This window comes from Limnohabitans rimovensis (SeqCode) (assembly GCF_965234775.1).
GTDB classification, from domain to species: Bacteria; Pseudomonadota; Gammaproteobacteria; order Burkholderiales; family Burkholderiaceae_C; genus Limnohabitans; species Limnohabitans rimovensis.
In genome coordinates this window covers 1-24,874 of sequence record NZ_OZ248563.1, presented here as the reverse complement: position 1 = coordinate 24,874, position 24,874 = coordinate 1, and the positions used below count along the sequence as shown (strand labels likewise).

30 protein-coding genes and 1 tRNA gene are annotated in these 24,874 nt (G+C 57.6%); 18 read left to right on the top strand and 13 right to left on the bottom strand.

Annotation, left to right across the window (positions count from 1 at the left end; genetic code table 11):
• The first annotated feature begins 73 nt into the window (after positions 1-73).
• Entirely contained in the window at positions 74-508 is a 435-nt protein-coding gene (locus AC8GFZ_RS08445; RefSeq protein ID WP_506644345.1) for a universal stress protein, read from the top strand.
• 47 nt (positions 509-555) lie between these two features.
• On the opposite strand, the gene AC8GFZ_RS08440 is transcribed toward AC8GFZ_RS08445, so the two are convergent.
• Positions 556-969 (bottom strand): RNA-binding S4 domain-containing protein, encoded by a 414-nt coding sequence (locus tag AC8GFZ_RS08440; RefSeq protein ID WP_506644343.1) that lies wholly within the window; start codon positions 967-969, stop codon positions 556-558.
• A 126-nt stretch (positions 970-1,095) separates the two neighbouring features.
• On the opposite strand from AC8GFZ_RS08440, the gene AC8GFZ_RS08435 reads away from it, so the two are divergent.
• From AC8GFZ_RS08435 to AC8GFZ_RS08425, 3 genes are read left to right on the top strand one after another with little or no spacing between them, the layout of a single operon-like run.
• Positions 1,096-1,968, top strand: coding sequence for a formate dehydrogenase accessory sulfurtransferase FdhD (locus AC8GFZ_RS08435; RefSeq protein WP_506644341.1), 873 nt, complete (start codon positions 1,096-1,098; stop codon positions 1,966-1,968).
• The gene (locus AC8GFZ_RS08430) at positions 1,965-4,565 is read left to right on the top strand and encodes an ABC transporter permease (protein WP_506644339.1); all 2,601 of its coding nucleotides are present in this window, start codon (positions 1,965-1,967) and stop codon (positions 4,563-4,565) included. The genes AC8GFZ_RS08435 and AC8GFZ_RS08430 overlap by 4 nt, the downstream gene beginning before the upstream one ends.
• Before the next feature lie 18 nt (positions 4,566-4,583).
• Positions 4,584-4,991, top strand: coding sequence for a group II truncated hemoglobin (locus AC8GFZ_RS08425; protein WP_506644337.1), 408 nt, complete (start codon positions 4,584-4,586; stop codon positions 4,989-4,991).
• Here AC8GFZ_RS08425 and AC8GFZ_RS08420 read toward each other — a convergent pair.
• Together AC8GFZ_RS08420 and radC are read right to left on the bottom strand one after the other, a co-directional pair.
• Entirely contained in the window at positions 4,978-5,640 is a 663-nt protein-coding gene (locus AC8GFZ_RS08420; protein ID WP_506644335.1) for a Smr/MutS family protein, read from the bottom strand. The genes AC8GFZ_RS08425 and AC8GFZ_RS08420 overlap by 14 nt on opposite strands.
• Positions 5,641-5,797: 157 nt before the next feature.
• Positions 5,798-6,469 carry a RadC family protein gene (radC, locus tag AC8GFZ_RS08415; RefSeq protein WP_506644333.1) on the bottom strand — a complete coding sequence of 224 codons (672 nt, stop codon included), beginning with the start codon at positions 6,467-6,469 and terminating at the stop codon, positions 5,798-5,800.
• 104 nt (positions 6,470-6,573) lie between these two features.
• Here radC and AC8GFZ_RS08410 point away from each other — a divergent pair, with 104 nt between their 5' ends.
• The 5 genes from AC8GFZ_RS08410 (at position 6,574) to AC8GFZ_RS08390 (ending at position 10,014) form a co-directional block, all read left to right on the top strand.
• A complete protein-coding gene (locus tag AC8GFZ_RS08410) occupies positions 6,574-7,038 on the top strand; it encodes an FKBP-type peptidyl-prolyl cis-trans isomerase (protein ID WP_506644331.1) in 465 nt (154 codons plus the stop codon).
• Complete coding sequence (gene ispH / locus AC8GFZ_RS08405) at positions 7,035-7,982, top strand: 4-hydroxy-3-methylbut-2-enyl diphosphate reductase (RefSeq protein WP_506644329.1); 948 nt, start codon at positions 7,035-7,037, stop codon at positions 7,980-7,982. The genes AC8GFZ_RS08410 and ispH overlap by 4 nt, the downstream gene beginning before the upstream one ends.
• A 46-nt stretch (positions 7,983-8,028) precedes the next feature.
• Positions 8,029-9,366, top strand: a complete 1,338-nt coding sequence (gene serS / locus AC8GFZ_RS08400; protein WP_506644327.1) for a serine--tRNA ligase — start codon at positions 8,029-8,031, stop codon at positions 9,364-9,366.
• Positions 9,363-9,851, top strand: a complete 489-nt coding sequence (locus AC8GFZ_RS08395) for a hypothetical protein (RefSeq protein ID WP_506644325.1) — start codon at positions 9,363-9,365, stop codon at positions 9,849-9,851. The genes serS and AC8GFZ_RS08395 overlap by 4 nt, the downstream gene beginning before the upstream one ends.
• A gap of 71 nt (positions 9,852-9,922) precedes the next feature.
• Positions 9,923-10,014: transfer RNA gene (locus AC8GFZ_RS08390), tRNA-Ser, on the top strand.
• Between the two features lie 286 nt (positions 10,015-10,300).
• On the opposite strand, the gene AC8GFZ_RS08385 is transcribed toward AC8GFZ_RS08390, so the two are convergent.
• The 3 genes from AC8GFZ_RS08385 to AC8GFZ_RS08375 all read right to left on the bottom strand — a co-directional run bounded on the left by AC8GFZ_RS08385 (position 10,301) and on the right by AC8GFZ_RS08375 (position 11,750).
• Positions 10,301-10,765, bottom strand: coding sequence for a DUF4188 domain-containing protein (locus AC8GFZ_RS08385; RefSeq protein ID WP_506644323.1), 465 nt, complete (start codon positions 10,763-10,765; stop codon positions 10,301-10,303).
• Positions 10,766-10,814: 49 nt separating this feature from the next.
• A complete protein-coding gene (locus AC8GFZ_RS08380) occupies positions 10,815-11,075 on the bottom strand; it encodes a transporter suffix domain-containing protein (RefSeq protein WP_506644321.1) in 261 nt (86 codons plus the stop codon).
• 81 nt (positions 11,076-11,156) lie between these two features.
• Positions 11,157-11,750, bottom strand: a complete 594-nt coding sequence (locus tag AC8GFZ_RS08375; RefSeq protein WP_506644319.1) for a TetR/AcrR family transcriptional regulator — start codon at positions 11,748-11,750, stop codon at positions 11,157-11,159.
• An 86-nt stretch (positions 11,751-11,836) separates the two neighbouring features.
• Here AC8GFZ_RS08375 and AC8GFZ_RS08370 point away from each other — a divergent pair, with 86 nt between their 5' ends.
• A complete protein-coding gene (locus AC8GFZ_RS08370) occupies positions 11,837-13,015 on the top strand; it encodes a DUF418 domain-containing protein (protein ID WP_506644317.1) in 1,179 nt (392 codons plus the stop codon).
• Between the two features lie 226 nt (positions 13,016-13,241).
• Here the strand turns inward: AC8GFZ_RS08370 and AC8GFZ_RS08365 are convergent, their stop codons facing one another.
• Complete coding sequence (locus AC8GFZ_RS08365) at positions 13,242-13,574, bottom strand: hypothetical protein (RefSeq protein ID WP_506644315.1); 333 nt, start codon at positions 13,572-13,574, stop codon at positions 13,242-13,244.
• Between the two features lie 296 nt (positions 13,575-13,870).
• Between AC8GFZ_RS08365 and AC8GFZ_RS08360 the strand changes: the two genes are divergently transcribed.
• The 8 genes from AC8GFZ_RS08360 (at position 13,871) to vapC (ending at position 19,007) form a co-directional block, all read left to right on the top strand.
• Entirely contained in the window at positions 13,871-14,692 is an 822-nt protein-coding gene (locus AC8GFZ_RS08360; RefSeq protein ID WP_506644313.1) for an SDR family oxidoreductase, read from the top strand.
• An 8-nt stretch (positions 14,693-14,700) separates the two neighbouring features.
• Entirely contained in the window at positions 14,701-15,702 is a 1,002-nt protein-coding gene (locus AC8GFZ_RS08355; RefSeq protein WP_506644311.1) for an AraC family transcriptional regulator, read from the top strand.
• A 57-nt stretch (positions 15,703-15,759) separates the two neighbouring features.
• Positions 15,760-16,278, top strand: coding sequence for a hypothetical protein (locus AC8GFZ_RS08350; protein ID WP_133240064.1), 519 nt, complete (start codon positions 15,760-15,762; stop codon positions 16,276-16,278).
• 475 nt (positions 16,279-16,753) lie between these two features.
• Positions 16,754-17,038 carry a type II toxin-antitoxin system TacA family antitoxin gene (locus tag AC8GFZ_RS08345; protein WP_506644309.1) on the top strand — a complete coding sequence of 95 codons (285 nt, stop codon included), beginning with the start codon at positions 16,754-16,756 and terminating at the stop codon, positions 17,036-17,038.
• A gap of 20 nt (positions 17,039-17,058) precedes the next feature.
• A complete protein-coding gene (locus tag AC8GFZ_RS08340) occupies positions 17,059-17,547 on the top strand; it encodes a GNAT family N-acetyltransferase (protein WP_506644307.1) in 489 nt (162 codons plus the stop codon).
• 104 nt (positions 17,548-17,651) lie between these two features.
• Complete coding sequence (locus tag AC8GFZ_RS08335) at positions 17,652-18,125, top strand: hypothetical protein (protein WP_506644305.1); 474 nt, start codon at positions 17,652-17,654, stop codon at positions 18,123-18,125.
• A gap of 238 nt (positions 18,126-18,363) precedes the next feature.
• Entirely contained in the window at positions 18,364-18,597 is a 234-nt protein-coding gene (gene vapB, locus AC8GFZ_RS08330; RefSeq protein WP_108355070.1) for a type II toxin-antitoxin system VapB family antitoxin, read from the top strand.
• Positions 18,597-19,007: a type II toxin-antitoxin system tRNA(fMet)-specific endonuclease VapC gene (vapC, locus tag AC8GFZ_RS08325; RefSeq protein WP_506644303.1), complete on the top strand. Its 411-nt coding sequence runs from the start codon at positions 18,597-18,599 to the stop codon at positions 19,005-19,007. Before vapB ends, vapC begins: the two co-directional genes overlap by 1 nt.
• Before the next feature lie 63 nt (positions 19,008-19,070).
• Here vapC and AC8GFZ_RS08320 read toward each other — a convergent pair whose 3' ends face one another.
• The 6 genes from AC8GFZ_RS08320 to AC8GFZ_RS08295 all read right to left on the bottom strand — a co-directional run.
• Positions 19,071-19,619, bottom strand: a complete 549-nt coding sequence (locus tag AC8GFZ_RS08320) for a peroxiredoxin-like family protein (RefSeq protein WP_506644301.1) — start codon at positions 19,617-19,619, stop codon at positions 19,071-19,073.
• Positions 19,620-19,793: 174 nt separating this feature from the next.
• Entirely contained in the window at positions 19,794-20,117 is a 324-nt protein-coding gene (locus AC8GFZ_RS08315) for a type II toxin-antitoxin system HicB family antitoxin (protein ID WP_506644299.1), read from the bottom strand.
• 91 nt (positions 20,118-20,208) lie between these two features.
• Complete coding sequence (locus AC8GFZ_RS08310; protein ID WP_506644297.1) at positions 20,209-20,652, bottom strand: BLUF domain-containing protein; 444 nt, start codon at positions 20,650-20,652, stop codon at positions 20,209-20,211.
• 146 nt (positions 20,653-20,798) lie between these two features.
• Positions 20,799-21,404, bottom strand: a complete 606-nt coding sequence (locus tag AC8GFZ_RS08305; protein WP_506644295.1) for an amino acid synthesis family protein — start codon at positions 21,402-21,404, stop codon at positions 20,799-20,801.
• Between the two features lie 29 nt (positions 21,405-21,433).
• A complete protein-coding gene (locus AC8GFZ_RS08300) occupies positions 21,434-22,630 on the bottom strand; it encodes an amidohydrolase family protein (protein ID WP_506644293.1) in 1,197 nt (398 codons plus the stop codon).
• A 275-nt stretch (positions 22,631-22,905) separates the two neighbouring features.
• Positions 22,906-24,874: flagellin (locus AC8GFZ_RS08295; RefSeq protein WP_506644291.1), on the bottom strand; the 1,969-nt coding region annotated here is incomplete at its 5' end.

Genomic DNA, 24,874 nt, shown 5'->3' with positions numbered 1-24,874 from the left:
CCCCATTCCCCAATGACTACATTTGGCCCCATGCTTTGCCCTGTTCCTCATGCCTTGTTTGAAAGCGCCGAAGATGTATAAAAAACTGTTGTTGGCTTATAACGGCTCTGTGGCCGGACAAAAAGCTTTGCTCGAATCGCGCGAGCTGGCCCAATGGGGGCAGGCCGGTTTGCACTTGGTGGCGGTGATGCCCATGGCGCTCAATGCGGTGGTGGCCGAGGGCATTGTGTTCTCTAGCGAACAAGAAGCGGCGCATCGCAAAGGTTTTGAGCAGGTGCTGGCGCAAGGCTTGTCTATCTTGGCCGACCAAGGTTTTGCCGCCACCGGCGAGTTGCTGTTGGGCGACCCGGTGCATGAAATATGCGCCTGTGCCAAGCGCATTGGCGCCGATTTGATCGTGGTGGGGCACCAACACAAAAACAGTTGGGTTCAGCGCTGGTGGCATGCCTCCATCTCACCGTCGCTGATTGAAGAAGCCCCGTGCAGTGTGCTGGTGTCCATCGTTTAGGCCGCGTTCGCACTGGCAAGCCGCGTGTGGACGCGCGCTGATGGGTTTTATTTGTCCACCGATGCGCTCCAGCGCTCGTCCCAACCGTGGCGCGCTTGTTCCAAATCGCGCCGATCGCGCTTGGTGGGGCGGCCTTGCTCTTGGCTCAAAGCGGGTTCGCGCGCATAACGCTGTTGCAAAGCCTGTTTGGCGCGTTGTTCAATGCTGTCGGCGGTTTCTTGGTACAGCAACTGGGCCACGGGGGCGGGTCCCCGCTGGGCGCTCAAGCCCGCAATCACCACGGTGCGCTGCACCGCACCTTGGCGCACTTGAACCGTGTCGCCAGTTTTGACCTCGCGCGAGGGCTTGGCGGTTTGGCCATTCACCTCGATCCGGCCTTTGTCGATGTCTTCGCTGGCCAAGGAGCGGGTTTTGTAAAAACGGGCCGCCCACAGCCATTTGTCGATGCGCATTTTCTCCATGCCGCCATTGTCGCCCCTGGGCGGCACAGGCAGGCTGGGCCTGAATGGGGGGCACCCCAGGCGTTGGAAAACCCAATGTCCTTTTGGCCCCAGGGCCCAGTCCAGGTCGGTTAGGCTATGCCCCCTATGTTGCCCCGCCTCACCCAAGCCCGTGCGCCACTGACCTGCCCCGTGCAAGCGGTCAATGAGCATGGCCAGACTGAAGACTTGTCCATACCTGCCGAGCGCGCTTTGACCGTGTATGTGGACAAGCGCGAGTTGGTCACCTTGATGACCTTGGGCGCCCACCCCGAATGGCTGGTGCTGGGCTATTTGCGCAACCAACGCCTGATCGATGCGCCCAGCGCGGTGGATTCCATCACCGTTGATTGGGACGCGGGCGAGGGCGGCGCAGGGGTCGCGGCGGTCAAAACCCATGGCGGCATTGCCGACCTCAGCGCCAAAACCGCGCAGCGCGTGGTCACCACCGGTTGTGGCCAAGGCAGCATGTTTGGCGACTTGCTCACCGATTTGGATGGGCTGAGCCTGCCCGCGGCGCAATGGCCTCAGGAGGACTTGTACGCCATGGTGGACTCGATTCGCCTGCAGGAGAGCACCTACAAGTCGGCCGGTTCGGTACATGCCTGCGCGCTGTTTCACAACGGCGAGATGAAATTGTTTGTCGAGGATGTGGGCCGCCACAATGCCATTGACACCATTGCCGGATGGATGTGGATGCACGGCATCCACCCCGACCAAGCGCCCATCCACGCGCCTTGGGCTTTTTACACCACGGGTCGATTGACCAGTGAAATGGTGCTCAAAGCCGCGCAAATGCAAGTGCCAGTGGTGGTGTCGCGCAGTGGCATCACCCAAATGGGTTTTGAGATGGCCCAGCGCTTGGGTCTGTGCACCGTGGGGCGCGCCACCCACAAGCGTTTTCTTTGTTACACCGCGCCCCAGGTGCTGTTGTGGCAACCCGAGTTGGCGCAAACCAATGTGAAAAGAGCCCCCACATGATGCGTTTATGGTCTTTGGCGTGGCGCAACCTGTGGCGCGATGCACGGGCTGGCGAGTTGCGCTTGCCCATGGTGGCCGTGGCCTTGGGCGTGGCCGCACTCAGCTCAGTGGCATTTTTGGCCGATCGCATGCAAGCCGGCATGGCGCGCGACGCCCGCCAGTTGATGGGCGGTGATGTGGTGGTGGTGAGCGATCAGCCCACGCCGGCGCCCTTTGTGCAAAAGGCCAAGGCCCTGGGTCTGAACAGCGCCACCACGCTCAGCTTTCCCACCATGGCGCGGGCCAGCGACGAGCGCGGTGGCGCCAGCCGCTTGATTGCCCTCAAAGCGGTGGAGCCGGGCTACCCCTTGCGCGGGGCTTTGCAGGTGTTGCAATCCACGGCAGGCGATTTGGTGGGCGCTGTGTTGCCCACACCGGGGCTACAGCCTGGCACGGTGGCCGCGCCCAACAACCAAACGGCCTACGACGGCCCCTCTGTGAAGGTGCGCACCATCCCAGCGCCGGGGCAGGCGTGGGCCGAGCCGGGCTTGTTGGAAGCGCTGGAATTGCAACCCGGCGACAGCTTGTGGCTGGGCAAACACCGCGTCACCTTGTCACAGGTGCTCACCGCCGAGCCCGATCGGGGCGCAGGCTTCATGAACTTTGCCCCGCGCTTGTTGATCAACATCACCGACCTGGACGCCACCGGTTTGGTGCAACCGGCCAGCCGCATTGCTTGGCGCTTTGCGGTGGCCGGGCCAGACAAACAGGTGGCAACCTATATGCAATGGGCCCAGGACCAAGTGGGCCTGGCAGAGGTGCGCGGTGTGCGCCTGGAGTCGATGGAAGCGGGTCGCCCCGAAATGCGCCAAACCCTGGAGCGCGCAGAAAAGTTCCTCAACCTGGTGGCGTTGTTGGCCGCCTTGCTCAGTGCCGTGGCCGTGGCCTTGGCTGCGCGCGGTTTTGCGGCACGCCATTTGGACGACTGCGCCATTCAGCGCGTGCTCGGGCAAAGCCAGCGCCAGATTGCTGCGGTGTATGCCATCGAATTTGGTTTGCTGGGCATTGGCGCGAGCTTGATCGGCGCGGCTCTGGGTTACGGCTTGCACGAGGTGTTTGTGGGCTTGCTCAGCGGTTTGATTGAGGCCGACTTGCCCGCGGCCGGTTGGCGGCCTTTGGCTTACGGGGTGGGCACCGGCCTGACGCTGTTGGTGGCCTTTGGGTTGCCGCCGGTTTTGCAATTGGCCCGGGTGCCACCTTTGCGGGTGATCCGCCGAGATGTGGGCAAACCACAAGCCGCTTCCTTGGGGGTCATGGGTGCGGGCTTATTGGGTTTTTCGTTGCTGCTCATGGCGGTCAGCCGCGACCTGGTGTTGGGCCTGTGGGTGGTGCTGGGCTTTGCTGGGGCGGTGGCTTTTTTCGCAGCGCTGTCCTGGCTGGCGGTGCGCAGTTTGCGTTGGGCGGTGAATGAAGCGCGCTCGCCACAATGGCTGAGTTTGGCCACGCGCCAAATTTCTGCCCGACCGGTGTTTGCCATGGTGCAAGTCAGTGCTTTGTCGGTGGGTTTGTTGGCCCTGGTGTTGTTGGTGTTGTTGCGCACTGACTTGGTGGCCAGTTGGCGCAACGCCACACCTGCCGACGCGCCGAATCGCTTTATTCTGAATGTGCAACCCGATCAGTCGCAGGCCTTTCAAGACCATTTGCGCCAAGCCCAGGTTCAGCGCTACGACTGGTACCCCATGATCCGCGCCCGCTTGGTGGCGGTCAACGGCCAAAACGTATCGGCCCAAAACTACACCGACGAGCGGGCCAAGCGATTGGTGGACCGCGAGTTCAATGTGTCTCACAGCGTGGCTGCACCGGCGCACAACAGCATCGTGGCGGGTGCTTGGGTGCCCGACGAGCCCGAAGCCTTGAGCCTGGAAGAAGGTTTGGCCAAAACCCTGGGCTTGAAAATGGGCGACCGGTTGCGCTTTGACATGGCGGGGGTGGCCATAGAAGCGCGCGTCACCTCGATACGCCGGGTCGACTGGACGTCGATGCGCGCCAACTTCTTTGTCATGTACCCACTGGCACGCATGCCCGATGTGCCCATGACCTACATCGCCGCGTTTCGCGCCCCATCGGTGCGCGGCTTTGACAATGCCTTGGTGGCGCGCTTTCCCAACATCACCAATGTGGACTTGGGTGCCAGCCTCAACCAGGTGCAAAAAGTGTTGGGCCAAGTGGTCCAAGCGGTGGAATTTTTATTCGTCTTCACCCTGGCCGCTGGTTTGGTGGTGATGTTTGCCGCCGTCACCGCCACCCGCGAAGAGCGGGCCCGCGAATATGCGGTGTTGCGCGCTTTGGGTGCATCCAACCGTTTGTTGGCTCGGGTGCAAGCCGCCGAATTGGTGGGCGTGGGCGCCTTGGCAGGTGCCCTGGCCTCCTTGGTGGCCTTGGCCGTGGGCTGGGGCTTGGCCCGCCATGTGTTTGAGTTCGCTTGGACACCGCCCATCTGGGTGCCACTGGTGGGCACGCTGGCAGGTGCGCTGTTGGCGCTATTGGCCGGTTGGTGGGGCTTGCGCGAAATTTTGCGCCGCCCTGTGGTGCAGACCTTGCGCCAAGCAGCGATGTGATGTTTTCGGGACCACTGCATGGATGACGCCAACCAACCCGACAGCGTCACCGCGTTTGACATGGTGGGTGGCGAAGCCCAGGTGCGCGCCTTGGTGGACCGGTTTTACGACCTGATGGATTTGGAGCCGGCATACACCCATTTGCGCGCTGTGCATGGCAGCGACTTGCAATCGGCACGGGATAAATTGTTTTGGTTTTTGTGCGGTTGGCTGGGCGGGCCATCGCATTACACCGAGCGCTTTGGCCACCCGCGCTTGCGCATGCGCCACATGCCGTTTGCGATTGGGGTGCGCGAGCGCGACCAGTGGCTGGCCTGCATGGCCCAGGCCATGCAAGAGGTGCAGTTGCCAGAGGCCCTGCAAACGCGTTTACAGGAAAGCTTTTTCCAAACCGCTGACTGGATGCGCAACCTCAACGGAGCGTGATGTGGCCCGGGCCCGACCCTGGGGCCAGCAACACCCGCAAGGCCCCGGCCCCGCCTTCCGAGGGCGTGGCCTGCACAAACGCCAAGACCTCGTTTTTTTGCACCAACCAGCGCAGCACTTTGTTTTTCAGCACCGGTGTTTTGCCAGGCGAGCCCAGGCCCTTGCCATGCACCACCCGCACGCAGCGCCACCCTTGGCGGTGGGCTTGGCGGATAAAGCCACCCAAGGCCTCGCGCGCCTCGTCGCTGCGCAGACCGTGCAAGTCAATCTCGCCTTGTAAAGCCCAATCGCCTTGGCGCAACTTGCGGATCACGTCGCGGCCCATGCCGTCGCGCAGGTAGCTGAGTTGGTCATCGGTGTCGATCATGCGGCTGATGTCGATCTCATCGCTCAAACTCTCGCGCAGCACCGCTTCTTGGTCGCGTTGCAGTTGCAGTGGCTCGGGCGCTGGCGCCGGGGTTTGCAGCCGCACACGCGCTTGGGGGTTGAGGGGTTTCACGGCCCCGACGGAACGCACAAATAGTTCTTGTTCGGCCCGCGCTTGGCGCAGCGCCTCGGCGCGGGCTTGGGCCGCCAATGCGTCGCTCGCTTGCTGCTGGGCCAATTTTTGGCGCAGGGCATCCAGGTCTTTGAGGGAGCGCGATTTCATGGGGGCAACACAGGCAGGGGTGGGGACGGTGCCACGGAAGTGGCCGAGAGCATGGTTGGCATCATAGCCAGCCACAGCCAGTGCCGGACCATCGCTTTGCGGCGCAACTTCAGTGACCCAGCGGTGCAGCGCTGGGTGTGTCGAATGCTTGGATTTTTTAGATCAAGCCCGCCTCGGCCATCGAAAACGCGCAACCTGGGGCCACGATGATGTGGTCCAGCACCCGCACATCCACCAGGGCCAAGGCCGACTTCAGAGTTTGCGTCAGGGCTTTGTCGGCGGCCGAGGCTTGCACGCTGCCACTGGGGTGGTTGTGGGCCAGCACCACGCCGCTGGCGCCCACATCCAGGGCCAGCTTGACCACTTCGCGCGGGTACACGCTGGCTTGGCTGAGCGTGCCTTGGAACATGGCGCGGTACTGCAACAAGTGGTGTTGGTTGTCGAGCAACAGCAGTGCAAACACCTCATGGCCCAAATGACCCAATTGCAGTTGCAAATATTGCTTGACGCGTTCGGGCGAGTCCAGCACCGGGCGCTGGCGCAGTTGCTCGGCCAAGGCCCGGCGCGACAGCTCCAACACCGCCAGCAATTCGGCCCGTTTGGCCGTGCCGCCCAAACCTTTGAAGCGCTGCAAGTCCTTGGCCTGGGTCTGCAGCAGGCCCGAAATGCCGCCAAACTGCGCCAAAAGCTCGCTGGCCATGTGCAACACATGCCGGCCCGGTGTGCCGGTGCGCAGCAGCAAAGCCAGCAACTCGGTGTCGCTCAGGGCGGCAGGCCCCAAGGCCAGCAGCTTTTCACGGGGGCGCACTTCGGTGGGTAAATCGCGCATGGGGGTGTGGGTGGAATATTTTTGTTCTAATGCCACCCGAGCACCATTCGTTGACAGGCCTCTATCAGGGATTTCTACAATGGGATGAGAAATCCCACCGCTTTATGACCTCTCCCACCTCTGAACCCATTGTGCGTGTCACCCCCGGCGCCTTTTTGACCTTGCACTACCGCTTGACCGGCCCGCAAGGCGACATCATCAACACCTTTGAGGACAAGCCCGCCACCTTGTCGCTGGGCTCGGGTGAGTTGTCGCCGGCCCTGGAGCAGCATTTGATGGGCTTGGCCGAGGGCGCGCGCACCAGCTTTCAGTTGGCCGAGGGCGAAGCCTTTGGGCCGCGTAACCCCGACATGGTGCAGTGGGTCAGCCGCGATTTGTTGCGCCAAATGGGCGACCCGCATGAAAGCTATGCCGTGGGCGATGTGGTTGCCTTTCCGGCGCCCGATGGCGCGGGCAGCTATGCCGGCGCGGTGTGCCAGTTGGGCGACGCTGCGGTGCTGTTTGACTTCAACCATCCCCTGGCCGGTCAGGCCGTCCAATTCGAAGTGCAATTGATCGGAGTGTTATGAACGCACCCACACCCTCTGAAATCATTTTGGCCGAACCCCGGGGTTTTTGTGCCGGTGTGGACCGGGCCATTGACATCGTTGAGCACGCCCTGAGCAAGTTTGGCGCGCCCATTTATGTGCGCCACGAAATCGTGCACAACACCCATGTGGTCAACGACTTGCGCTCGCGGGGCGCCATCTTCATCGAAGACTTGAACGATGTGCCTCCCGGGGCCACCTTGGTGTTCAGCGCGCACGGGGTGCCCAAAGCGGTGGAGCACGAGGCCGAAAGGCGTGGCTTTCGGGTGTTTGATGCCACCTGCCCGTTGGTGACCAAGGTGCACGTCGAAGTGGCCAAGCTGCACCGCGAAGGCTATGAATTCATCATGATTGGCCACAAAGGCCATCCTGAGGTCGAAGGCACCATGGGCCAGTTGTCCGAAGGCATCCACTTGGTGGAAGACGTGGACGATGTGGCCACGGTACAGCCCAGCCAATCCGAGCGCCTGGCGGTGGTGACCCAAACCACCTTGAGCGTGGACGATGCCGCAGAAATCATGGCGGCTGTGCAAAAACGCTTTCCGCAAATTCGCCCACCCAAACAGCAAGACATTTGCTATGCCACGCAAAACCGCCAAGACGCGGTCAAATTGCTCAGCCCCCAAGTGGACATCGTGATCGTGGTGGGCAGCCCCAGCAGCTCCAACAGCAACCGCTTGCGCGATGTGTCGCAAAAGTACGGCACGCCCAGCTACATGGTCGACCATGCCGACGAATTGCAAGCGGCTTGGTTTGAGGGCAAGCAACGCATTGGTTTGACCGCAGGCGCGTCTGCGCCCGACATCTTGGTGCAACAAGTCATCACCCGCTTGCGAACCCTGGGCGCGGTGTCGGTGCGCACCTTGGACGGGATCCAAGAAACCATCAAATTCCCCCTGCCCAAAGGCCTCAAGCACGATGCCTGATGCCGTTGGCCGTTGCTGGGCCCGATAAAAATTACAATCGCCCCCCATGCTCGATATCAATTTGCTCCGACGCGATCTGCCCCACGTTTTGGAGCGCCTCAACGCCCGCAAGTCACCGCAACTTTTTTTGGATGTTGACGCCTTTCAGGCCATGGAGGGTGAGCGCAAAACCTTGCAAACCCACACCGAAGAGCTGCAAGCCCGGCGCAACAGCCTGTCGAAGCAAATTGGCCAGCGCAAATCCAAGGGCGAAAGCACCGACGACATCATGGCCGAAGTGGCCAGCATCAAAGACGATCTGGAGCGCTCCGCTCAGCGCTTGGAGTTGCTGCAAGCCGACATGCTGGCCTTGCTGCAAGCCCTGCCCAATTTGCCCCACCCCAGTGTGCCGGTGGGCAGTGACGAGCATGGCAATGTGGAATTGCGCCGTTGGAGTCCGCAGCAGGGCTTGGGTGGGGAGCCTGCCCCCCTGAGTTTCGAAGTCAAAGACCATGTGGACATCGGCGAACCCCTGGGCCTGGACTTTGAAACCGGCACCAAATTGGCGGGATCGCGCTTCAGCGTGCTCAAAGGCCCCATCGCCCGATTGCACCGGGCGCTGGCGCAGTTCATGCTCGATGTGCAAACCCAAGAGCATGGCTACACCGAGTGCTACACGCCCTACATCGTCAATGCCGATAGCCTGCGTGGCACGGGGCAGCTGCCCAAGTTTGAAGCCGATTTGTTTGCCGCCAAAAAAGGCGGCCAAGACGGCGACGACGCCACCGCCCTGTACCTCATCCCCACCAGCGAAGTGCCGCTGACCAATTTTGTGCGCGATGAAATTGTGGCCGAGGCCGACTTGCCCATCAAGCTCACCGCCCACACACCGTGCTTTCGCTCAGAAGCGGGCAGCCACGGGCGCGACACGCGCGGCATGATCCGCCAACACCAATTCGACAAAGTGGAGATGGTGCAAATCGTCCACCCCGAAAAGAGTGATCAGGCGCTGGACGACATGACCGCCCACGCCGAAGCCATTTTGCAAAAGCTCGGTTTGCCCTACCGTGTCATGCTGCTGTGCACTGGCGACATGGGCTTTGGTGCGGTGCGCACCCACGACTTAGAGGTGTGGTTGCCTGCGCAAAACACCTATCGCGAAATCAGCTCGGTCAGCAATTGCGACGCCTTTCAAGCCCGGCGCATGCAAGCGCGGTTTAAAAACGCGCAAGGCAAAAACGAATGGGTGCACACCCTCAATGGCTCTGGCCTGGCCGTGGGCCGCGCCTTGGTCGCCGTGCTCGAAAACTACCAGCAAGCCGATGGTTCGGTGCGCGTGCCAGACGTTTTGCAGCCCTACCTCGGGGGCCTGAAAACCCTCCAACCCTTGAAAGCCCTCCCATGAAATTCCAAACCTTGTGCCCCCTGTTGGCTTTGTGTTGCCTGGCTGCATGCAGCACCACGCCCATGGGCGCAGACGGTGGTCCGGCGGCCTTGCCCATCCAAGAGTTGATCGGCCAAACCCAACTGCCTCCGGGCAGCCGGGTGGTTCATGAGCAGTCGCTCATCTTGGGCGCGGGCGACAACTGGGTGGGCCGTTTGGCTCTGGATGTGGGGCGCGACACCAGCACCGCCTACAACTACTTTTTGGACCAATACCAACGCAATGGCTGGGGCTTGATTTCAGCCAGCCGTGGCAAGACCAGTTTGTTGGTGTTCACCAAACCCGACCGCAGTGCCACCATTGAAATATCCGAAGGCGGGGCCCTCAGCGGCCCCAACCTGGTGATGACCATCACCCCGCGCAGCGCCAACACGCCGCCGGTGGCGCGGCCGCCAGCCGCCTCCGTGCCTCCAACCACCGCAGTGCCCAACCCGGTGCGCCCCTGAAGACGGCCCGCCACACCCTTTGAGGCCCGTGGCGTGCATGGGGCGCTGATAGAATCGCGCCCTCGACACGCGGAGAGATGGCAGAGTGGTCGAATGCGCCGGACTCGAAATCCGGTATACGGTTTTTGCCGTATCGAGGGTTCGAATCCCTCTCTCTCCGCCAGTGACTTCTTTCAATATTTCAATCCTTCAAACGCCTGTTTGTAAGTTGTTGATCTGATTGAATTTTTTCTTCTCAAGCTTTCCCCGATCTTGAAGAAAGTCACCCTTTTAAATGGTGATCGAACTGTTGAGACGGCTTTCTGCTCAAAACCTCTTGACTTAGCCCGTTCAAAACCTGAATTTGAACCGTACCGATTGCACGCGGTTTTATGCGATGCTGCACACCAACATGAGCACAAAAAATACTCTTGCGAATGCCAGAATCCCGTCAGTCGTCCCAAGGTTTCTCAGCTTTTGAACCTGTCCGATGCTGATTTGAGATGCCCCTTTGCTTCAACCAGCAGACCGGTCTTCCCAAGACCGAAGGCAGGCATGTTCACGTAAAGGTTCTCATAAGTACCGGGGCTGGCTTTGTAGGTTTCGTGCCATATGCCAACACTACCGTCCGTACCAACAGCTTTATTGAACGCTTGCCAAGCTGGCAAATGAGCCGAATCTTTGTTCTTTGCGTAATCAATGAGTTGCTCCATTGAACGCCAGTATTGAACCAAAATGATCGTTCGAGAAAACCACATCTCGTGGTGTAACAAGCCCAACTCTGGTTTTGTATAAAGTTCCGTCAGCATCTTGGGCATCGCATTTAGCACAGGCAAATACTTGTGAACTGCCAATGGCTTGTTGATCCGCATTCCAATGAGAAAGACAACGAAATCGCCATCCATTCGTGCTGTCATTCGGTCTTTGTAAATCATATGTCCTCCAATTGCTAGATCCTATTTGGGTGCTATTTAATCTGAATCTCTATTTTTCTTTTCGGAAAAAATTAAGCTTATTAAAAAAGCTTTTGATTTTTCCTAAAAACTCTTTGCCGAGTAATGCGATGCTTAAAACAAACGCGATCTCACCACCAACAATAAGAGCAGTCGTGATAGCCGCACTCATCTCAATGGATAAATTCAAAAAAGGCAGAATTGCAATTGCAGCCCAAGCCATGAATGACAATACAAAGAGGAAGTAGCCAATTACTTTTTTCATTGTCTTTTTTCTATTGGGGTTTTGCAATTTCCAAGTGTGTTAATTCGTTCTTTAGGAAAAACGATTGGGAGTTTCAAGTGCTCATGGCTGGCTGACCGTTGCGCGGCATCAGGAGGGAAGCAAGCCACCGAACAGATCGGCAATCGCGCAGGCGGTGGCTTTCGTGTCCACTGCCAAACCTACCTCTCTTTCTAGCTGTAGACCGCTGAACAGGGCCAGCAAAATGGTTGCGGTACCCTCGCTATCGATTGACTTGCGGATCCAACCCTCAGCCTTTCCCTGCTCGAGTTGATGCGAGATCATCTGTCTCCATCCGTGGTTGACCTCCAGCAGTCGTTTACGACCCTCGCTGTCGCGAGCCAGTTCTAACCAGCTGTCGGTACCAAGCTCGAAACCCTTGGGCTCGATGAGTTGTGCGAGTTCTTCCGCCGTTAACCGGGTCAGCCAGAGGATGCCTTCTCGTGTCGAGAGCTGCTCGATTTCTGATCGCAAGCGCTCGAACTCAACATCGGCGATCGCCGCGATCATTGATCGCTTGTCGGGAAAGTGACGGAACAGGGTGCCTGCGCTTAGACCTGATTCCGCACAGATGTCTTCAGTTCTCGCAAGGTGAAAGCCCTTGGCTTTGAATACGCGGGCTGCTGCTGCGAGGATGTCCTGTCTACGCGTCGCATGCAACGCCTCGTCCCGTGTTCTGGCCATGTGTTACCTCAATAAACAATTATGGATGGAGTAATTCGTCGCATTATATTATGATCGTGGACAGCTTAACTTTATTGAAGTCTGACATGACCACCCCTTCACTTTCCTCGTCTCTTGCCCCGTTGCCGCGGCAAGAGTTCGCTGACGAACTGCGCGGCTTCGCTCTTCTTGGCATCATATTTGTCAACGCCCCATTCCTCGGTATCTCCGCTGAGGGATTCACCGCAGACTCGGTACACGCCTGGTACGACCGCGCGGCAGCATTTGCCGTCGTAGCGTTCGCTCAGGCAAAGTTCTATCTGCTGTTCGCCTTCCTGTTCGGCTACAGCATGCACTTTATAGTCAAAGACGAAGGTGTAACTTCTGTACGTCGCTTCCGGCGTCGCCTGCTGGGCCTCGGTCTTTTGGGTATCGCGCATGCTGCACTACTTTTTGTGGGCGACATCTTGTTTTTATATGCAGTATTGGGTCTTACTCTGACGTGGATGCGCCGTCTCAGTGATCGGATGGTTCTGCGCGTGGCAGTTTTTGCGGGGATTGTTTGGCTACTTCTGCTGGCTGCTCTCCCGATGGCAGTTATGACGGAGCCAGGCGGATCTCTTACTGATAAGCAGTGGATAGCTGCCGGTCAATCGTTTAATCAAGCGATGCGTGAAGGTGGTTTTTTTGAAGCAACCGTTGCGCGGATTTCTTTCTGGCCATTGGCTTCATCAAGTATCTTCTTGCTCAACGGCTTGGGCGTACTGGCGGCGTTTGCACTCGGCCTAGTGGCTGGACGTCGGAGCCTTTTTGCTCGACCCGAACTTCACAGGCCACTTTGGCAGGCTGGTCTGCGCTGGGGCCTAAGCCCTGGACTGTGTCTTGGAATCCTGTCGGCGTGGCTCGTTGTAGGCCCTGGCGCTCAGGTCGGCTCTTGGGGGCTGCGCGAAACGGCAGGGATAGCACTCGGATTTGCCGGAGCGCCGCTACTCAGTTGGGGTTATGTGTCGGTACTCGCCACGATGCATGCAGGTGGAGTGCAGACTCTAGCCATCTTCAGGCCGGCGGGCAGGATGAGCCTGAGCGGGTATATCGGAGAGTCACTCATTTTGTCGATTGTTTTCTGTGCCTATGGTTTGGGCCTGTTCGGCAAACTCAATGCGGGAGCAGTATCGGCGCTGGCTCTGGGTACATGGATCGTGCTGGACCTGCTAGCGAAGGCGACGCAATCTCGCTGGGCGATAGGACCTTTGGAAAGCCTGCTACGGCGATTCAGCGCTAGATGATGGCTGTCATATAGGCATAACAAAAAGGAGTTTGAAAACTCACATAACCAGTGTCTGTCTCAACATTTAGAAAGATGAACTGGACACCAAGTGCTTGATTTGCTTGCCCATCAAAATCTTAGGCGGTTTGTGATGAGGTATGTTCTGGGCCGCCAAGACTATTTCGAACTGAATCCAATTCATTCGAACAATTTCAAATCCGTTCGGGGTCTCCTTGGATACGCCCCTAGAACACCTTCCGGACCAGGCTGGCTTCCTCGTAGGCCTCAATGTCTTTCAGCCGGTACAAAACTTTCCCCACGATCTTCAAGTACTGCGGGCCCTCGCCGACGGTGCGCCAGCGCTGAAGGCGTGCGACTGAACACACCCAGCGATCGGCGAGCATTATTTCGGTCAGTAGCTGGCGGGCAGGTTCGGCTGGGGCCTCTGGAACCAACATTTGGGGCTCGAACTTGGGTTCGTTGGCTGCGGTTTTGGCGATGCCACTGGACAGGGCGTCCAGCACGTCACCCATTTTTTCAGCCCGTGGGTTCGAAGATGAGGTGTTGTTAGAAGCCATGGCCTTGCTCCTTGATGCCTATATGCAGTGGTTTCATATAGGTTCATACCGGTTGGCTAGGCGTTTTTTCTCAGCGGGGGGGGGTGGTGCATCCCAAGGGATGGGCTGCTTTCGGCCAATTGCTGTCGGTCATGAGTGACTGCTTTTGTGTGTGCAGGCGAGACATCAAATTGGCAGAAAACTAGACGAGCCATTTGAATCTGCACATTTTGGCGTATTTTGATTGCTGATTGGCGCGCTTGGACAGTGTCAGTTCCTTGCCTCCCGTCTACATTTATTGCAGGAGGTTCAAGACCATGAACATGACTGTATTGATCACCGGGGCATCCAGCGGGATCGGCAAGGCCACCGCAAAACGTTTCCAATCAGCCGGCTGGAACGTTGTCGCAACCATGCGCTCTCCCGAAGACGAACGGGAGTTGAATAACCTGGATCGCGTCCTGGTCACACGGCTGGACGTACTGGACTTGCCCTCCATCCAGTCAGCCGTGCAAGAGGGATTAGCTCGGTTCGGCAAACTTGATGTACTGCTGAACAATGCCGGATACGGTGCGTATGGGCCGCTGGAGGTCACACCCATGGAGAAGATTCGTCGGCAGTTTGACGTCAATGTAACGGGTCTGTTGGCCACAACTCAGGCTGTGTTACCGTACTTTCGTGCCCAGCGAAGCGGCACGATCATAAACATCTCGTCGATTGGAGGGAGAATAACTTTCCCCCTCGGTACGTTGTACCACGGCACCAAGTTCGCGGTGGAGGGCCTTTCCGAATCACTGCACTTTGAGTTGCTGCCTCTGGGGATCCGGGTGAAGCTCGTGGAGCCTGGCATGGTGAAAACAGACTTTTCTGGACGTTCGTTCGATTTCAACAACGAACCTGCACTGCCCGATTACCAGCCGTTAGTGCAGGCATTCATGTCGGCACTCGGGCCCATGGCAGAAAATGCCTCTCCAGCGGAATTGATTGCCGACACCATCTTCGGCGCTGCAAGCGACAGTGCCGATCGACTTCGCTATGAAGCGGGTGCTGACGCTGTGCACCTATTGAACGCTCGTCGCCAATCTGACGATGCCACTTTTATTGGTGGTATGCGATCACAGTTTGGATTGAGTGCATGATTGGCTAAATGCACTCCACTACCTACGCTCTGGACTCCACCTGGCGCCCCCTACTCAAAGATTTGGGGGTGTCTGGTGCGAATGTATTGCGGCGAGCGGGATTGCCTGAAGATTTGCTACTCCGTCCATCGGTCCGCCTAGAGGCCGAGGACTTTCACAGGTTTTGGCAAGGCATCGAGGCGGAGATTGCTGATCCGTTGCTTCCCCTAAGACTCTGCCGCGATGTGCGCAGCGAATCGTTCTCCCCGCCTCTTTTTGCTGCATTGTGCAGCCCCAACTTGCTCGTGGCTGCACAGCGCATAGCGCGTTACAAGGCCCTGGTTGCCCCTGTGCGGCTGGAGGTGCGCGAAGACGAGCAAGAGGTAGCGTTCGAGTTTGTGTGGCTGAGCGCGGGTAACAAGCCTCCAACCTCGCTGGTGGTGACGGAACTGCTCTTCGTTGTGACATTGGCGCGCATGGGTACGCGTGAGGTGGTCAATCCGCTGATGGTCACCACCACCGCATTGCCGCTGGAAACTACTCCGTATGCAGACTTTTTGGGCGTGAATTTGAAGAAAGGCAGTGCTCACTGCATCACGTTCTCCAAGGCCGATACTTTGCGTCCTTTTCTTACCTCGAACGAAGAAATTTGGGCAGCATTCGAACCGGAATTGCGAACACGATTGGCACAGCTCGATGCTTCCGTACAAGTAGGTCAACGGGTCCGATCGGTCTTGCTAGAAGCATTGCCGGGGGGAGGGGTGGGTATGGAGGCGGTGGCACGGAGGCTCGGGATGAGCCAGCGATCGCTTCAAAGACATCTTGAGCAGGAGGGCCTGACCTATACGGGATTGCTGCAAGCCACTCGGCAATCGCTGGCACAGCATTACCTCCTGAAGACTGAGTTGCCAACAGCTGAGATCTCATTTCTTCTCGGGTTTGATGAGCCAAACTCATTCTTTCGAGCGTTCAGGGGTTGGACTGGACAGACCCCCGACGGTCTGCGCCAACTGCTACGCGCCGCACCTTGAATCATCTTTCACGCTTATTCCGATTAGGCGCCCAGACAGTAATTGAAAGGAATTTTTATGACCGGCACACCATCCGATTCAGGGCTACTTGAAGCCATGCAAATTTACTTCCAAGGCGAGAAATTGGAAGCGTTGGTCTTCATCCTCCCGGCCGGTCTGATCAGCCTTGTGGTCGGAGCCTGGTTGATGACTGACAGCCCCACCAGTTTTGCACGAGGTGTTGCAATACCTTTCCTGCTGATGGGATTGCTTATGACTACGGTGGGCGCTGTAGTGGGCTACCGCTCGCCAGCACAAGTGCAAGCTCTTGAGCAGTCACTGAAAACTAATCCCCATGCGGCTGTCACAGAAGAATTGACAAGGATGAGCAAGGTCAATAAAGCATGGCCCGTCTACTTGGCCATTTGGGGCCTGTTGGGCGTTGCCGGTTTAGCACTCCGCTTTTTAACCTCTGCCGATTTATTGCAAGGGATCGGCATTGCTCTGGTCTTATTTGCCGGAGTAGGTTTGCTGGTTGACGGATTTGCTGAGCGAAGAACCCATCCCTACACCTCAGCACTCCATGCTTTGGGTTGAGTGCGGCCAGTTACGTGAGCGAATGGGTGCGCTATTTGAAAATATTGCAGTGAAGTATGACTGCTTGAGTGACCACTCAACCTGTTCCCACTTCCGCTTTGGGTCGAAGGGGCGCAGTGGGACAACCTAGCAGGTTCTAATTCCGGAGCCTTTAGCACAGAGGTTCTGAAAACTCTCGGTACAAGAAGATGTCTCAACATTTAGAATGATGAACCGGACCCCAAGAGCTTGATCTACGTGCCCTTGGGAAACTTAGGCGGTTTGTGATGAGGCGTGTTCTGCCCCGCCAGATGCCTAGTATTCATGCGCCTTTCGGGCGCATTTTTGTATCTACCCACCAATTTACCCGCCATCGATTTTGCATCGATTGAGCTGTGCTTCGAACCATGTACATCATGAGCACAGTTGGTAAAAACACTTGTCAGTACGCTGTCCGGACGCTATGATGGGGCAACCATCCAAAAAAAGGGTTGCCATGACATCAGTCATTCATTCCAAATCTGAGCGCATCGATGTGCGCGCCAGTGCGCCCGTGAAGCAATTGCTTCAGGAAGCGGCACGTGTGGCACACAAAAATGTGAGCGAGTTTTTGCTCGACGCGGGCATCATCGCGGCCAATCAGACCTTGGCTGACCGCACCCGTTTCGAGCTGAGTGAAGAGAAGTGGCTGGCGTTTCAGGCTGCACTGGATCAACCCGTGAGCGCCAAGCGCAAGCCCAAGCTCAAGAAACTTTTGTCTGAGCCGGGGTTGCTTGGTTGAGTTCGCGGGCTTATGAGCCAGTGCGCAAACTGGCCGGTTTGGACGCCGTTGAGTCCTTTGATTGTGGTCAGCCTGCACTGAACCAGTTTTTGCAGCGCTTTGCGCTCGTCAACCAAAAATCCAACAGCGCGCAAACCTATGTGAGCTGCCAATCCGGCTCGGTCGTTGGTTTCTACAGCTTGGCGGTTGGCAGTGTCGAGCCATCCAATGCAGCACCGCGTGTGACCAAAGGTATTCCACAACACCCTGTGCCCGTGATGATTTTGGCCCGGCTTGCCGTGGACCTTCAGCACCAAGGCGCAGGGCTTGGCAAAGCACTGCTCAAAGATGCGCTGCTGCGCACAGCGCAGGCGGCGGATATTGCCGGGATTCGTGCACTGTTGGTTCACGCCAAGGACGAGCCTGCCAAGCAGTGGTATCTCCATTGGGAGTTTGAACCCAGCCCATCTGACCCGTTTCACCTGTTCCTTTTGATGAAGGACATCAAGGCCATGGTGGGCAAAGCCTGAGATAAAAGTTCCGGGAATTTGGCCGATTGATAAATCGCACGAAAAGCCCTTGAAGCCGTCCAATATTGACCGCCGCGGGTGCTGCGTAAAACTTGGACTGGTTGATGTCGAAAAACCAAGACTTGCTCAGCAGTCCATGCGCACAGCAGGACTCGAATCAAGATTCAAGTTCCCTCTGCAAGTCAATCCAAGCTGGATCAAAACTCAGTTTTTTTGCCATGGGTGAACTGGATTCGACAACTCGCCAAAAAGGGGCCAGATCTCTAGTGCTTCCGGTCCGGCCATACTCCTCCCAAGCGTGCTCCGTCACGATTCTCAGAAAAAGGGAAGTTGAGACGGGGCATGTGGCATCGCAATTGTTTTTCGCCGCCAGTTTGCGCCTGAAAGCTTGGATCGACATGGTGGAGCCTGGCGTGATCGTCTTGAGCTCTGCCGCAATCTCAACTGGGCATGAAATGAGCAATTTCGCCCCTTTGGGGATGCCTGCGAAATCCTTCTCAAGGATGACATGGTGGGGCGGTTTGGCCTTCATCTTTTCGCCCCATGTTTTCTTTGCTCTTGGCATTGCTGGCTCCTGAAATGTGGTTCGGCTTCAGTATGCAGATTCCGGTCTTTAGTGCAAATAATCCCCGGGAAAACACTGATCCATCGGAGTTCAAAATCAGAATCGAGTTGGAACCCCCGACCCCATAAAAAGAATTCAGGAAACTCACGCAACGAGTGGCGGTCTCAACATTTAGAAAGATGAATTGAACCCCAATTGACTACTGCGGAGTCGCCATATACAATTGCTATATACTTTTCTCGGGGGTCATCATGTCCATCGGTACTGTTTTCGTCAATAACCGTACCCAGGCCGTTCGTCTCCCTTTGGACGTGCGTCTACCCGAGGGAGTCCAAAAGGTAGAGATTCGCGTCAAAGGTAACGAGCGCATCATCTCACCCCTAGGCCAAACCTGGGACAGCTTCTTTCTGGGTGGCCCCACAGTTAGCGACGACTTCCTGCCCGAGCGCGCCACCCAGCACCAGCCGGAGCGGGAGGCGCTCTGATGCTGCGGTACCTGCTGGACACCAACATCGTCATATACGTGTTGAAGCGGCGACCTGTCGAGGTGCTTTCCACTTTCAACACCAACGCCAGCCGCATGGCAATTTCCTCAGTTACCCTCGCCGAACTCTTTCACGGTGCGGAGAAAAGCAGCCGGGTGAGCGAGAACCTAGCCGCTATCGAGGACTTTTGCAGTCGCCTAGCAGTTCTGCCCTATGGCCCCAAGGCCGCGCAACATTACGGAGCCATTCGCGCCGCCTTGGAAAAACTCGGCCAGCCTATCGGTGTGAACGACATGCACATTGCAGCGCACGCCCGCAGCGAAGGCCTGGTGCTGGTGACGAACAACATGGGGGAGTTCGCACGGGTGCCTGCGCTGGAAGCAGAGAACTGGCTCCACACTGCGCAGTAATTTACGAGTTGTCGTGCATCAGCTGTAATGACCCAGTGAAAACCTGCTCAGGTCAGTTCTTCGTTAAACCTCGCCGGTGTATTCGCCACGCGCGGGATAGTCTTTTGCGATGGCAAATTCAATGGCTCCCAACAGTTCTTGGAACGAAGGGCGAGCGAAGGGCATTGTCTGCGTAGACACGTAATACAACGTGTTGTCAGGGCGGACGATGAAAACGCCCGGTTCGCTAAAGAGTGCGGGCTCTTCAATGCCTAAGGATGTCTTGCCCCTAGAGGTGCTGATGTACAGACCCCACTGGCGGGCACTGGCCATGCTCAAGCCGTAACCCATTTTCAGGTGGGTCGCTTTGATCTTCTCCGCCATGGCCTGGGCACGCTCGGCGTTGTCGCTGCTAAGTGCCACCACATTGACGCCAAGCTTGTGAAACTCGGGTGTCAAGGTTTCTAGTTCGATCAAGTATTTCGCGCAGATTGGGCAGTGCAGTCCCCTGTAGACCACAACAAGATCAAATTTGGCGGCGGGTTTTTCGCCAAGAACAAACTGGCCGCCAGTGACCAGAGGAACGTTCAATGCAGGGACGGGCTGTCGGGGCGTCAGTGCTGTGGTGCTCATCAATACTCCTTTTTAATTGTGATGGCGCGCTGGCCAAAGGTCATACGCCGCCTGTGTTGCCCGCCACACTTCAGCGGCGCCACTATTGATCACTTTGGACAGTGTGGGATGGCATTGACTTGATTTTGGGCAAGGTCGTTACTTATTCATCATCCATTCATGGCGCCTATTCAATCATGCGGCTAACTTTGCAGACACCAGACGGTTGATGCTGATGCCCTGTTCCGCCGCCTGTGTTGCCAATGTGCGGTGCACCATGGAAGGAATGCGAACCATAAAACGCCCGCTGTAGGTTTTCTCTGAGAGCGCATCAGGAACCACTTCGCCTGAAGCTTTCATTTCCTCGACCACCTCTCCCACAACCCGACGAATGCCGGAGAGGGCTTTTTCTGGGGTGGGGGCGAGCCAGGAAAGCGAAGGAAATTCAGCACATAAACCAACGTGTTCGTTGTCCTCGGCAGACCAAGTGACTCGATAGGTGTAGTGATTGATGTTCATGGTTTCGCTCCTAAGCGTTCAAAGGGCGTGAGTAAGTTGCCTCATCAGAATGGGCGTGAATTTCTCTGGGTTACCCGTATCCCGCGCCAAGCTAGCCAGCGTTGAGTTCTTTCAACATCAAGGCCAAGGCCTTTTTTTGTTTGGGGTCGCGGGCATCTTCCACGGCGTCTTCCAACACCACGCGGATGTCTTCGGCTTCCACCAGCTCCATGGCCCAGTCCGGGAACAGCCGCTCGCGTATTTCATCCTCTTGGCTCAGTACCACCACGCTGTCGTGGCGCGGGTCGGCTGAAATGATTTTCATCAGGCTTTGCACGTTGTCTCTGGGGCCTTCGAGCCATTGAAAGAAATAACCACTGCCAAAGACCAATAGACCCGTGATGCCAAATTTGGGGTTGTGGCGTTGGGCTGTGGCAATGATCTTCGCTATTTCAGCGTCATCCATGTCAGCAGCACCACGGCTGCAATACACCAGGTTGTGGATGGATTGGCCGGCATGGCCTTCGTCGTTTTGGAAAGGATGGTTTGCTTGCATCACCGCAGTCGGTAAAAAATCTCGGTCTGGACCATACAAGACTTGAGAAGTGAAAGGCGCCTTTGTGCTTTTGACATGGTTGCTCAAAACAACACCTGAGCGATTGTGCACGGGTGCGCCTTAACCGGCACCCAGGGACGGAATGATCAGCGCAGCCCGTCGCGTGCTTGGATGTCGGATGCTTTCAGCCCGCCCAACCGGGCATGCAGTCGCCCCCGGGTGGCGACGGCAAACGCCACGATGATTTCATCGGGGTTGGGTCCGTCGTGGAAGGTGGCGGTTGCTGTGTCGTAGTGCGAGCGAACGTACAGGGCGTCACGGTGGGCCAATGGAATGTCGATGGTGCAACCCGGCCCACCGCGTTTGCCCGTGGAGGGCACCCAAGCCAAACCACCACCGAGCAAATCGCGCAGCGGGTCCATCATGGTGGCGGTCAAAAAGGCGTTGCCGTGTTCGTATTCGCCACCCAGGCCCACGATGCAGGCTTTGCCATAGCTCTCAAAGGCCTCGCCACGCAGTGCCAGCTGCAACCTGCGCCCGATCTCAAGACCCAGCGCTGGGGACCGTTTGACCACATCGCCCAAATCTGGCGTGAACTTCCGGTGGGCATAGGGGTTGGCCAAGCAGGCGGCAATGACCAGCTTGCGCAGAGGCGCACCATCGGCCGCTTGGCCAGTTTCGTTCAGAAGGGTTTCGTCTTCTTGCACATACCAACGACGGATACCAAACTCATTTGCAATGTGCTTGTCCATAGGTACCTCTGGGGTGGGGTGTTGCAGTTTCAATGGGCCGTGCCGCTGAAGTCGTGCGGTACGCGGTTTTGCGCCACGCGCACCGTTTTCATGGGCGCAGGTGTGTTGCGGCTGCGCCCCACAAATCGGGGCACGCCATCGGTGACCACAGCGGCCACGGCTGCAATGTCGCCATTGGTCAGCGATGCCAGCGCGTCGTTTTTGGAGCCGCCCACGCAGGCATCGATGATCACCACATCAGCGTCGCGCCCCGGCGCGATGAAGCCCGAATTGCGTTTGTACACACGCGCGTTGTTGCCGGTGGCGGCGGCAATGGCCATTTCCACAGGCATGTCGCCCAGGCTGGCCAGGTGGCTGATGGTGTACATCAGCCCCAGCGGCATGATGCCCGAGCCTGTGGGGGTGTCTGTGGCGATCAAAAAGCGATCGAACTGATCGGCCTCGCGAACCAACTTTCCCAACCACAGCGTGGTGCGCAGGTTGCCCGCGGTGCACACCTGCAAAGCGATTTGCGACTCATGGACCAGGCGGGGATAGTCCGCATCGGGCATGGCCACCGGGCCGCCATTGGTGTGAAACGACACATCGGGCTTCATGTCCAGCAAGTGGTCGGCCCAAATGCCAGAGGAGCCGGGGATGGAAGAGCCGCCGGTGTGCACCAGGGTGGTCATGCCGTGTTTTTTGGCCGCAGCGATCATGGGCGTGTATTCATAAGGTGTTTTCACCGCACCAAACCCTGCTTTGGCCAACCACACGCCTTGGCGGGCGATGTCAGCGAAGTCTTGCTCGAGCAAGCCAGGTTCAAGGATGACGGCCCCGGCCCACACCCGCATGCCGCCGGGGCGGTAGGTTTCGAAGCATTTCATCGCCGCCACGGCCAGGGCCTTGACCCCTTCAGGGTCTTTCGGTCGACCCGGCACATGGACTTCTGAGGCGCTGATCGCTGTGGTCACGCCACCGTGCACATAGCTCTCCAAAAACCCAACGGTTTTTTGGCGGGGCGTGTAGTCACCAAAGGTGTTGTGCACTTGCGAGTCGATCAGCCCAGGGATGGCGGTTGCGCCGCCTGCATCGATCACCACGTCACACGATAGCAATTCACTGTCTGCCACCTGGCCCGCTTGGGTGATGATGCCGTTGTCCATGAGGATGGCATCCCCCGCTACCCATGGCTTGCGCCAGTCTCCCGAAACAATCCGACCCAGATTCACGATGGCTGTGCGCATTGAAAAATTCCTTTCGCATTCAAGGGGTGGCAAAACCGTTGTGTTTTACCACTGGCGTCAAATCAGCAAAGTAGCCCTGACCCTGACCAGACTGGCGGGTCGCACCTGAGGAAAATGTGTGGAGGGGGCTCCATGCATTTTGCCTGTGGCTGGGGCAGCCCCTGACGGCACCGTTGGTGAGCGCAGGGGGATTGGCGATTGTGGGCGTGTGGTCGATGAACTTTGGGCGGTTGCGCATGGCGCACGACGGTGTTCAAAAATCAGCCTGATGGTGTTTAATCTGCCAGCAACTTGAGCACGCTTTGCTGGCTGAGGTTGGCCTGCGCCAGAATCGCGGTAGAGGCCTGCTGCATGATCTGCGTCTTGGCCAATTGGGTGCTGGCTGCGGCGTAGTCGGCGTCCTCGATCTGGCTGCGAGAGCCCGACAAGTTCATGGACACATTGGTCAAGTTGTTGATCACGTGGTCGAGCCGGTTCATCACCGCACCCATGGTGGCGCGGGTCTGGTTGACCTTGTCCATCGCCACATCCAGCTTTTTGAGCACATCTTGCGCGCCTTGCAGCGAGCTGATGAAGGTGCGGGTGAGCGGTTTGCCCATCAAATTGGGGCCGCCAGGCAGCGCCTCGGGAATGGTGGAGCCAGGCACCAAGGGGTCCAGGTCCGCGTCCCAGGTGATTTCACCGGTGATGGGGCCACCCTTGCCGAAGTCGGCCAGGTCGATGGTGATGCGCTGGCCCTCGTTGGCGCCAATTTGGAACGCCAAGCGACCGGTGCGCGGGGGTGACATTTTGCTCACCGCGGCGTCCACTTCGCCACCAAAGGTGCCTTGATAAAAGCCCAGGTCCACAAAATGGCTGTCGGTATGGCTTGTGCTGGGTGTCATGGTGCCAGCCGTTTTGTTGTCGGTCACCGTTTGCGCCGAAATGGTGTTGCCCAAGTGATTGGTGCTGGCGGCCGACAGGTCAAAAGCGGTGCCAGGCACCGTTGATTGCAAGTTCAGGGTGTTGCCGTAACGTTGCACCACCACATTTTGGAGCGTGCCGGCATTGATGCGTGCGTTGATGGCCGTTTCCAGGGCTGTGGCGATCGACTCCCCACCCCGCAGGGTGGGCGCAGAAGTGATGGTTTGCCCATTGATCGTGACAGAGGCCGTGTCTGAATTGGCCGAGCTGTCGCTGTAAATGACCCTGGATCGTATATTTTGCAAGTCGGTGTTGGTGAGGGTGGGGGCCGCATAAGTGCCAAACGCACCGCCACCACCGTACTCCACAACATATGATCTAACACGGTAGTTACCATTTTCAGGATAATCATTCCATAGCCCGTCGCCTAATATATAAGCATAGTCTTCATTCCGACCAGAGTCATTGGGTTCGCCCCCAGACCAATTGGCATAATTGCCTGCGAGTGCTGACCCTGCTTCTGGCCCTGTCAACCAGGCCCAATTGCCTTCACCCAGCCCACCCAAAACCACCTCTTGATCGCTGGCGCCAATCCACCCTTCCTTGCGAGCCAGTTGGACATTGATAAAGCTTTGTTCACTGGCATCGGTCACCGTTGCCAAGTACCCATTCAAACTGAATAAGCTTCTGCTTTGGGCCAAAACTTTTGCTTGCTGCCAGGTCACATGCGATGAATGCGTCACCACTTCGTAAAAGTGCTGGTTGGCTGGATTAAAAAATTGATTCGCTGCGTCAGAAAACACATATCCCAGGTTGATTCTCAATGGCTTTCCCAGGGTTCCGTTTAAATTGGAATCTACTCTGCCAATGGCGATGGGATTGGTGCCATCCCCCCGGTAAAGAATGCCACTTTGGAAACTGAGCGCGCCTGAAGCGGACGCTGGACCAGCACCACCGTCATACCCGTTGTAATTTGGAATGCTCAAGCTTTCAGTGGCCGTGCCCATATCGGCAAATTCAATATATGTACCTGTAAGGGTGGAGGTCACCACATCTTGTGGGCTGGTGATGGATATTTGACTGACCTGCGCCACGGCCGGTGTTTGCTGCACGCCCAAGCTGACCTCACCCACACCATTGGTGCCCGCTTCGACCTTGATCGCCTTCTCAGACTGCAAGGCCACCGATGCATACAGCGTGGCCGCGCTGGTGGTGTTGATGTTGCCACCGTTGACCGCCGTCACACCCTCGGGGGTGTGGGTGACTGTGCCTTCGCCCAAGCCAAAGCTGCCGGCGTTGACCTTGTTGCTGTCAAACCAAATCGACACATTGCGCCCGTCC

What these genes read in the sequence shown, in the direction of transcription:
- ispH (WP_506644329.1), top strand. Translation starts at nt 7,035, where the DNA reads ATGAACGCACCCACACCCTCTGAAATCATTTTGGCCGAACCCCGGGGT.
- AC8GFZ_RS08420 (WP_506644335.1), bottom strand. Translation starts at nt 5,640, where the DNA reads ATGAAATCGCGCTCCCTCAAAGACCTGGATGCCCTGCGCCAAAAATTG.
- AC8GFZ_RS08410 (WP_506644331.1), top strand. Translation starts at nt 6,574, where the DNA reads ATGACCTCTCCCACCTCTGAACCCATTGTGCGTGTCACCCCCGGCGCC.
- AC8GFZ_RS08315 (WP_506644299.1), bottom strand. Translation starts at nt 20,117, where the DNA reads ATGAACATCAATCACTACACCTATCGAGTCACTTGGTCTGCCGAGGAC.
- AC8GFZ_RS08335 (WP_506644305.1), top strand. Translation starts at nt 17,652, where the DNA reads ATGTCGAAAAACCAAGACTTGCTCAGCAGTCCATGCGCACAGCAGGAC.
- AC8GFZ_RS08425 (WP_506644337.1), top strand. Translation starts at nt 4,584, where the DNA reads ATGGATGACGCCAACCAACCCGACAGCGTCACCGCGTTTGACATGGTG.
- vapC (WP_506644303.1), top strand. Translation starts at nt 18,597, where the DNA reads ATGCTGCGGTACCTGCTGGACACCAACATCGTCATATACGTGTTGAAG.
- AC8GFZ_RS08350 (WP_133240064.1), top strand. Translation starts at nt 15,760, where the DNA reads ATGACCGGCACACCATCCGATTCAGGGCTACTTGAAGCCATGCAAATT.
- AC8GFZ_RS08355 (WP_506644311.1), top strand. Translation starts at nt 14,701, where the DNA reads ATGCACTCCACTACCTACGCTCTGGACTCCACCTGGCGCCCCCTACTC.
- AC8GFZ_RS08440 (WP_506644343.1), bottom strand. Translation starts at nt 969, where the DNA reads ATGGAGAAAATGCGCATCGACAAATGGCTGTGGGCGGCCCGTTTTTAC.
- AC8GFZ_RS08430 (WP_506644339.1), top strand. Translation starts at nt 1,965, where the DNA reads ATGATGCGTTTATGGTCTTTGGCGTGGCGCAACCTGTGGCGCGATGCA.
- AC8GFZ_RS08375 (WP_506644319.1), bottom strand. Translation starts at nt 11,750, where the DNA reads ATGGCCAGAACACGGGACGAGGCGTTGCATGCGACGCGTAGACAGGAC.
- AC8GFZ_RS08435 (WP_506644341.1), top strand. Translation starts at nt 1,096, where the DNA reads ATGTTGCCCCGCCTCACCCAAGCCCGTGCGCCACTGACCTGCCCCGTG.
- AC8GFZ_RS08370 (WP_506644317.1), top strand. Translation starts at nt 11,837, where the DNA reads ATGACCACCCCTTCACTTTCCTCGTCTCTTGCCCCGTTGCCGCGGCAA.
- AC8GFZ_RS08385 (WP_506644323.1), bottom strand. Translation starts at nt 10,765, where the DNA reads ATGATTTACAAAGACCGAATGACAGCACGAATGGATGGCGATTTCGTT.
- serS (WP_506644327.1), top strand. Translation starts at nt 8,029, where the DNA reads ATGCTCGATATCAATTTGCTCCGACGCGATCTGCCCCACGTTTTGGAG.
- AC8GFZ_RS08320 (WP_506644301.1), bottom strand. Translation starts at nt 19,619, where the DNA reads ATGAGCACCACAGCACTGACGCCCCGACAGCCCGTCCCTGCATTGAAC.
- AC8GFZ_RS08360 (WP_506644313.1), top strand. Translation starts at nt 13,871, where the DNA reads ATGAACATGACTGTATTGATCACCGGGGCATCCAGCGGGATCGGCAAG.
- AC8GFZ_RS08310 (WP_506644297.1), bottom strand. Translation starts at nt 20,652, where the DNA reads ATGCAAGCAAACCATCCTTTCCAAAACGACGAAGGCCATGCCGGCCAA.
- radC (WP_506644333.1), bottom strand. Translation starts at nt 6,469, where the DNA reads ATGCGCGATTTACCCACCGAAGTGCGCCCCCGTGAAAAGCTGCTGGCC.
- AC8GFZ_RS08395 (WP_506644325.1), top strand. Translation starts at nt 9,363, where the DNA reads ATGAAATTCCAAACCTTGTGCCCCCTGTTGGCTTTGTGTTGCCTGGCT.
- AC8GFZ_RS08445 (WP_506644345.1), top strand. Translation starts at nt 74, where the DNA reads ATGTATAAAAAACTGTTGTTGGCTTATAACGGCTCTGTGGCCGGACAA.
- AC8GFZ_RS08300 (WP_506644293.1), bottom strand. Translation starts at nt 22,630, where the DNA reads ATGCGCACAGCCATCGTGAATCTGGGTCGGATTGTTTCGGGAGACTGG.
- AC8GFZ_RS08305 (WP_506644295.1), bottom strand. Translation starts at nt 21,404, where the DNA reads ATGGACAAGCACATTGCAAATGAGTTTGGTATCCGTCGTTGGTATGTG.
- AC8GFZ_RS08345 (WP_506644309.1), top strand. Translation starts at nt 16,754, where the DNA reads ATGACATCAGTCATTCATTCCAAATCTGAGCGCATCGATGTGCGCGCC.
- AC8GFZ_RS08365 (WP_506644315.1), bottom strand. Translation starts at nt 13,574, where the DNA reads ATGGCTTCTAACAACACCTCATCTTCGAACCCACGGGCTGAAAAAATG.
- vapB (WP_108355070.1), top strand. Translation starts at nt 18,364, where the DNA reads ATGTCCATCGGTACTGTTTTCGTCAATAACCGTACCCAGGCCGTTCGT.